This is a genomic window from Clostridium sp. AF37-5, assembly GCF_003477605.1.
Taxonomy (GTDB): domain Bacteria; phylum Bacillota; class Clostridia; order Lachnospirales; family Lachnospiraceae; genus Eubacterium_F.
The window spans coordinates 37,716-45,240 of sequence record NZ_QUDR01000025.1 but is presented as its reverse complement, the minus strand read 5'-3'; the positions used below and the strand labels follow the sequence as shown (position 1 = coordinate 45,240).

The following is a 7,525-nucleotide window of genomic DNA, read 5'->3' as shown; positions in this document are numbered from 1 at the left end:
TCCCATGAAACACGGAACCTGAAAAAAGTGCCAATGATTACTTGACACAAACTCAAGCAAGCATTATATAGACATTCTCCCTTTTCTGTGTTATAATAATGTGCAATTTGTATATTTACAGATAAAAAAGGGGAAGAGTTTATGTTTCATTATTTTTTACAGTTGAATTTTGCGACGATCTTAATATCCTTTTTTATGTTGATTTTCGTCAATGTAAATCCTGTATTTCAGAGAAAGGTAATTCGGTTGTTTTCCATTGCGATAAGCTCAGTACTGTGTCTGGTTATCGTTGACAGTATAGAATACTGGTGTGCGACACTTCCGTATCCGACAACGCTGCGTGTGGCAGTATCTATTATTGGATATGCGCTTAGACCAATCAATATATGCTTTGTGATCATTCTTTCCTGTGGTAACAGAGTGTCACAAAAGTTTAAGAAATTTATTGCGCTTCCGGGAATTCTGAATACGTTGATCGCTCCCACTGCGTTATTTTCAGGTGTTTGTTTTTCCTACTCGGATAAGAATGAATTTGTGCGGGGGCCACTTGGATATTCGGCATTTGCTGCCTCCGGTTTTTATTTAATTCTGTTGGTTATCCTGACTAATAAGTTATATAAGACGGAGCATACATACGAATCGCTGATCGCAATTTTCATTGCGGTGACGAACACGATAGCTGTCATTCTGGAGGCATTTTTCCATTATGACGGACTCATCAATACCACGGGAGCTGTGAGTATTGCATTTTATTATATGTATTTGACGACACAGCAGTTCAAGCGGGATCCACTTACGCGTGCGCTCAACCGTCGGTATTTTTATCTGGATGCGGATCATTTAATGGAGAGCAAATGTCTGACAGCGGTAATTTCCATTGATTTAAATGATCTGAAGAGGCTCAATGACGAGAATGGCCATGCGGCCGGGGATACGGCTTTGTGTACGATTGTAGCGTGCATTCAAAATATACTGCCGAGGGGATGCCACCTGTATCGAACCGGTGGTGATGAGTTTATGATCTTATGTTCACGGGTTTCAAAAGATGATGTTCCTGCTCTGATCGATCATATGCGGAGGGAGCTTTCTAAGACTCTTTATTGCTGCGCCATTGGTTTTGCCACGCCGGATGCAGACGAGGATTTTGAACATATATGTTCTATTGCAGATGCAGCCATGTATGCAAATAAAAAACAATTAAAAGGCGAAGATACGATTCGCTAGTAATTAAAGTAGCAGAAGATAGATACCTTAAATGTTAGATATGGGAGAATTGAATGACCACGCCACTGGGAGATATAGAAATATGCATAGATGGAAAAACAATTAAATATACAGCACAGAATTCCACCGACCCGTGGGGAAGTGGAATTTAAAATTTCATTTTAGGAACATGTCAAAGTTTTTTATCTGTATTTGTATATTTATAAAAATAATGATAGAATAATATACATTAAGAATATGAGAAATCCAAACAAAGGGGGGGCATATAAGATGGACGAGAAAATTTATAAGACAATGGGTTCTGCCGGAGCTTCCACATTAGCAGTTGGTATCTGTGTCCTTGCAGGTGGAATCACCGCCGGGATTCTTCTGATTTTCCATAACATCTGCGGAAAGTGTTCCCGAGATGATCGGTATTCCTGATGTCTGTGTATAATAAAACAGATCATCTGGGATATGCCACAATCCCCATACAACACCAAGTACGATCACGCCCGCTGCCGGATACATCATCTGTGCTGTCGGAAATACCGTAAGGTCATAACCCTTTGTACTGCCATACCACATCAGAATTCCCATCAGACAGGGCAGTCCGTAAGACATCAGCACATAAATAATCAGCCTCGTTTTTGTTATTTCTTTTTGTTCCATTTTCAAACTCCTCCCATTAAATCATGAATGATACTTGTTTATTAATCCAATTCGATTGAATCCGATATATAATAGTGAAACTTATTTTTTCTGCAATACTGTTTAATTTTTCTGATCAGTTTTTTATCTTTCGTGTATTCTAAAAGATAGACTTCCATTCTATCTTTTTTACATTTTTGAACATAATCGGAAAAATATTTGCGTACATCTTTTGGCTGTTTTCCAAACGTGCTCGTTTCAAACCGAATACTGCTCCACACAGATTCCTGATTAACGGCAGTCATGATATCTTTCGCCGATCCGTATGTTTTTCTGTACTTTGTCACAAAAACATCTCCTCCATTGATCATGACACCTTTTCCAAGACGTTTGATTTTTTTCAGTATTTTGGCCAGTCCTTTAAAATTTTTCTTTGTCTTTGCATAATCGTAGACATCGCAGTTGTCAATAAAGAAACCATCCACCCCTTTTTTCAGCAGTTTCTTCGACAGTTTTCCCATAAACTTCTGCCAGTCCTTATTCGAAACATCTACCCACTTTTCTTCTTCCCAGTTCTCATAATTTCCGATTGTAAGATATTCATATTTCTTATAATAATAGCGAAAATTCTCGATGGAACCGACATTTAAGTAGGTATATACTTTTACGCCTTTTTTGTGCAGGGTACGGATATCTTTTGCAGAAAAATACTGTGCATCAATGACCACCAGCCTATATCCGTATAACTTTTTTATCTGAGACGAATCAATGCTTAAAAATACGCCATATTCTTTTTTCTCTTTTTGGTTCTTTGCGTCTACCGCACATGGTCCTGCCAGTATGCCAAGAAATAAACTGAACATCCATGTTAAAATCAAAATCTTTTTCCAAAAATATATCAATTTTTTACTCACTCCTGTTCTCCCCATGACTTCATCTGCTAATTTTGCTTTTCGCTATACCGGCAGCTGCGCCAAAATGATTGCTGCAAAAATCAGACAACAGCCCAGCATCTCTTTTGCATTCAGCTTCTGTCCAAGAATCAACCAGCCAAATACTGCTAAAAATACAGCCCTACGAGTGCCAATACAACAGCAAACCAGATATTTATCCCACATTTCTTATGTAAAAATAGTCCGAGAATCGGCACCAGTAAAATATATACCGCTGTAAGGAAACCTGCTTTTCCCGCACTTGCTCCCATCAAAATTCCAACCTGCTGCAGGTTTGTAGAAATACAAAGTGCCACACCACAACAGATTCCACCTTTTATCAGCAGTTTATAATCTTCCTTTGTCTTTGGTTTTCTTGGCGACAGATCTTTTTTATCTAAAAATTTCATGACAGGTATCAATACCAGTACCCCGATAATACACCGGACACAATTAAACGAATATGCTCCGATTGTCTGTCCACCAACTGTCTGAGCCACAAATGCAGCCCCCCAGACGGCTGCCGTTACCAATAATAGGAAACTGTTTCTGGTTGTTTTGTTATTCATCTTCTGCCTCTTCTCAAATCATAAAAATAGTTGAGCTATTCTGCAAGCATGCAAGCCCATTAAACAACAGTTTACCATTCTTTTCCCCAAAATGCATTATTAAAGAAGTTTTTATACAAAAAAACCGCAACCCCTGATTTCTCAAGGATTGCGGAATACAATCTAAAATATAAAATTTTAAATTACTCGATGATTGTAGCAACACGGCCTGATCTGATAGTCTTTTCATCCAATTTTCGCTGCTTTCTCCCATAATACAAATACTCATTGATTAATTCTGATTGTTTCTTCATGATTTTCTCCTTTTTCAAGCAAGAATATCACATAATCTCTCATTCTTCAATTGCTTCTATCCCCTCCATCTCCAACCACATTTTCTTTTTTTCTGCAGCACCTGTCCTTCCTCTATCTCCGGGCGGATGATTAACTTTATTACTTCTTCCGGAGCCTCTGCCTGCAGCAAATCAAAATTTTCTACAAACCACGCTTTCCGTTCCGCTTCTTCCCGCTCTTTCTCGGCATGAAGGGCTGACTGTATCATGCCGGCAGTGATGGTCGGCTCTCCTGCGTGTCTCTTTTTATCGTTCGGAGTAGAATGAATCTTCTTTGCCATTTCATCCAACCAGAAACCGACATCCATCGGCAGCTTTCCACCAAAGAACCTTGCCTGACGGTACAACTCCTGAAAAAGCAGCGTGTAAACCATGCCCGGCACGAAGTTAAAGGTGTCATCGTCATCCGGGATAATGATAAACAAATTGCTTTTTGTTTTCTTTTCTCCGTCAATTCCGGTGCCAAACTCATCCAACGGAATGTCATTGGACGAAAAGATTTCCAACAGTTCTTCATTATCGAAAGGCTACATACGGGCATTTACGGGCATAATGACGGAACGAATCGTTTCATCCGGATCTCCCCGGTATCGCTGATAGGCTTTTACCGCCGGATGATCCGGCTTCTTTTTTGCCAGTTATTCCATGCGCAGAACCAGTTTCGGCGGTGTGTCTGCATCCACAAACTGAGCCTCGTCTAACAGATATAAAATCGTTTTCCAGTTTTTCTGCAATAGTTCCGCTCGCCCTCTTTTGTATTGTCTGGGTGATTCGAAACGCCTTACATCGCCCACTTCAACCAGAAATTCAGCCACCGTGATCACTCCTATACCTTTGATGGCAAGTATCTGCTCTCTTTCAGGTATCTTCCCTTCTTGCACAACTTTTCTATCGTCTCCATACCGGCATCAAACTGTGCCTTTTTGTACTCGTAATCCTCTAGCAACAGTTTCATTTAAACAAAATTTAGCAAAGAATATATTTTAAAATTTTTCAAATAATGCAGTTCTTTCCACAAATGATCCTGTTCTAAATATTTACTTTTTACATAATCCAAAAGATTATTAAAAGGTTTTCGATTCAACATCGTATCATCTGTCATTCTGAATTCTTCTTTAACAACAGAAGTCTCTCCATTAACGAGCAGATAGTGTCGTTCTTCATAATCGTACTCTTTAAAATTTTTATGGATATTAGAATACTCCACTTGATAATAAAAGGAAAATTCCTCTGGAGGTACAGCTTCCGTATTTATCATCTCACAATGATTGTAATGCCCATTCCAACTTTCATAACTTCCACTCCAAACTGCATTAAAATCATCACCATTTTTCACGTGTTCGGATAAATACTTTTCTTTGTCAAGATTCTCAATTCCCAGTTCCTCTGAAAACCTATCTAAACAATCTCTGAGAACCTCCCTTACCTTCTCACAGGAATGATAAAATTTTGCATTATAATACACAAACTTACTATCCTGCACATTTACTGCATTTTGCCGATTAAGTGCCCTACCTTCAACAATGTTACTAGACACGGCATTCTGCACCGCTTCTATTGTTAAATCACAATACATTGTATTTAAAAATTCTTTCTCGTCATCTTTATCCAGCCAGCCGCCAGAAACGGCTTCTTCATATGCATTACGTATCGTATTTGATATTGCCATGTCCAATTCAACATCAGAAATCTTTCCCTGATAAAAGGCAGTAAGATACTCTTTGCGCTGATCACTGTCTTTGACACGACATTGCAACAATTTACTTTCTTTTTCGCTGCATTGCCACCAGTGCTTTCCCGCTTTCTTTGAAGAATCTACCGTTTTCCCTTCCTTTATTATTTACATTTGTAACTTGCGACTGTTCATAACTAACAATTGAATTATTTACTGATGGTATAGAAATCCCCATGCTTTTTTCCATTGTTGTATCCTCCTTCTGACTCTTCTTTTGATGTATATTATTTCTACAAGTGAATTCGACAGATTTTTCTCCTATATTAACCCTCAGTGCACGAACACCCCTTTTTAGTGCACGAAATCTATATAAGGAATTTTTTCATGTTCGAATGTACCCCGCCGACCTTCTCGTTTTGTAAACAACTTTCGCATTTTGAAAGTAGCATTAAAATTTTGTACCCCTATTTTCACCTTTGTTATGAGTTTCCCATTTTTTCAGAAGTTCTGGCGTAAGGTTGATGTCTCCGGCGGCAGCCTTCTGACATCCTAACTTCTGCGTCAGTTCTTCCCCGTAATAAAAGTGGAATGCACTCCCATTATCCGTCAAGATCACCGGAAACAACCTTATGATCCTAGCTTCTGATACAATCCATCGTAAATGTCGATTACGGACTGTGATGTTTTTTCCGTTGCCTGCCAGTGTGCCCCCACTATAACACAAAAGACAGGGGGAATCCTGCCCTCTGCCTTTGTACTGCCAATTTCACTGTCATCTGTTATTCTGTTTGTAACCGAGATTTCCTCTCAGGCGGGGATCTCGGTTTTCATTTGAAGAGATAAAAGGAAGATAAAAAACAGTTGCTTAAAAAGCCAAACAACTGTTTTCAAATTAATGTTTCTTCAATATGTTGCCAACACGGAATATTGATAATTATCCAGATATTGTTTATACCACTCACTTCCATAATCAAAAGAAATATCCTGCCCCAGATCATGTAAACCAGCAGATGTGTATCCGATAGATAACACCATATCCGGCACATTTTGCCAGCCCCACTCTGCCACTTCCTGAATCCAGCCACAGACAGCCTGTGCATAATCCTCTTTTGCCTCATACGGAAAAATTGGATCTTTCCATACTTCCATACTTCCTCACGGATCACCGTTTTTATATCTGTCCCATCTTCTGTGTAATATGTGCCATTCTCTTCCTTTAACTCATGCAATTGATAGCCTGTGTATCTGTACACCTCTCTATAAGCCCAAGTTTTGTGAATACTCAATTTATTACTTATCTGAGTACCATGAGCACCATCCTGCTCCGAAAACCATTTAATTTGCTGCCAAAGATGCTTTCCGTTTTCCCCTTGATTTAGTACAGATTCCATTTTCCCCTTTATTGTAGCATCCTCACAATCCACGGAAATGTAATAACTGTAAGGATCTACCCGAAAAATGTACTGTGAGACTTCTCCTACTTCAATTTTATTTTTTGAAAAAATAAAATTGAGCTGTGCATCACACAACTGTCTATAGTAAGAAATTTGAGAAGCATTTATTTCATCATATTCAAGCGTCAAATTGTTTATCCGAAATACCGAGTCAAGCATATTCGCACCTACCACTTTTCCTCTTTTTAACATGGACATTTCATTTCGATACCCAATACTTCTTTCTTCTCTGGTTAAATCTGATGTAAACCACGGACAGGTAGGATCATAATACTTTCTCTCAATATAAAGTTCCGGGTCATCATTCTTTTTTGCTTCTTCTATCAATTTACTATATTTATCTGTAAGTATTTGATAGCACACTTCACCTGATGACACATAAGGACATTTCTGCCCAGAACGCGTAATCTCGTCACCCGCATTCTCAAGTGTTTTCTGGTTAGCCTCTCTTGCAGCTTCAAAATATGACGCAATATCAACATTCTGGTCAAACTTAATATTCTCCGACTGACCGTAAATCTGAGCTGTCTTTTGAATTTCCATTGCTTCCGAACTAATCGTTAAGCAATCCCGTTTCGCAACCACATTCTTTTGTGCATGCAGCGGCTTTTCGACATCCTTGTGTGCATTCTGAAAAAGTAATCGTAACACTGCTTCCTGTTGTTTCAGCCTGATTATATCTGTCATGACAGAGCCTCCTATTTATAGA

At 38.9% G+C, this 7,525-nt stretch carries 9 protein-coding genes; 1 reads left to right on the top strand and 8 read right to left on the bottom strand.

The window, feature by feature from the left end; all coding sequences use genetic code 11:
* Positions 1 to 141 precede the first annotated feature (141 nt).
* Positions 142 to 1,224, top strand: a complete 1,083-nt coding sequence (locus DW019_RS13060; protein ID WP_118443835.1) for a GGDEF domain-containing protein — start codon at positions 142 to 144, stop codon at positions 1,222 to 1,224.
* 318 nt (positions 1,225 to 1,542) lie between these two features.
* Here DW019_RS13060 and DW019_RS15580 read toward each other — a convergent pair whose 3' ends face one another.
* The 8 genes from DW019_RS15580 to DW019_RS13020 form a co-directional block, all read right to left on the bottom strand.
* A complete protein-coding gene (locus tag DW019_RS15580; protein ID WP_243024164.1) occupies positions 1,543 to 1,875 on the bottom strand; it encodes a hypothetical protein in 333 nt (110 codons plus the stop codon).
* Positions 1,876 to 1,916: 41 nt separating this feature from the next.
* Positions 1,917 to 2,768, bottom strand: coding sequence for an endo alpha-1,4 polygalactosaminidase (locus tag DW019_RS13050; RefSeq protein WP_118443833.1), 852 nt, complete (start codon positions 2,766 to 2,768; stop codon positions 1,917 to 1,919).
* A 146-nt stretch (positions 2,769 to 2,914) separates the two neighbouring features.
* Positions 2,915 to 3,355 carry a DMT family transporter gene (locus DW019_RS13045; protein WP_243024163.1) on the bottom strand — a complete coding sequence of 147 codons (441 nt, stop codon included), beginning with the start codon at positions 3,353 to 3,355 and terminating at the stop codon, positions 2,915 to 2,917.
* 349 nt (positions 3,356 to 3,704) lie between these two features.
* Entirely contained in the window at positions 3,705 to 4,193 is a 489-nt protein-coding gene (locus tag DW019_RS13040; protein ID WP_118443831.1) for a type IV secretory system conjugative DNA transfer family protein, read from the bottom strand.
* 132 nt (positions 4,194 to 4,325) lie between these two features.
* Entirely contained in the window at positions 4,326 to 4,568 is a 243-nt protein-coding gene (locus tag DW019_RS13035; RefSeq protein WP_118443829.1) for a transposase, read from the bottom strand.
* A gap of 74 nt (positions 4,569 to 4,642) precedes the next feature.
* Entirely contained in the window at positions 4,643 to 5,446 is an 804-nt protein-coding gene (locus DW019_RS13030; protein WP_118443827.1) for a hypothetical protein, read from the bottom strand.
* A gap of 1 nt (position 5,447) precedes the next feature.
* On the bottom strand, positions 5,448 to 5,609 hold the full coding sequence (locus DW019_RS15195; protein WP_182431142.1) for a hypothetical protein: 162 nt from the start codon (positions 5,607 to 5,609) through the stop codon (positions 5,448 to 5,450).
* Between the two features lie 640 nt (positions 5,610 to 6,249).
* Entirely contained in the window at positions 6,250 to 7,503 is a 1,254-nt protein-coding gene (locus DW019_RS13020) for a DUF4885 family protein (RefSeq protein WP_118443825.1), read from the bottom strand.
* Between the last annotated feature and the right edge of the window lie 22 nt (positions 7,504 to 7,525).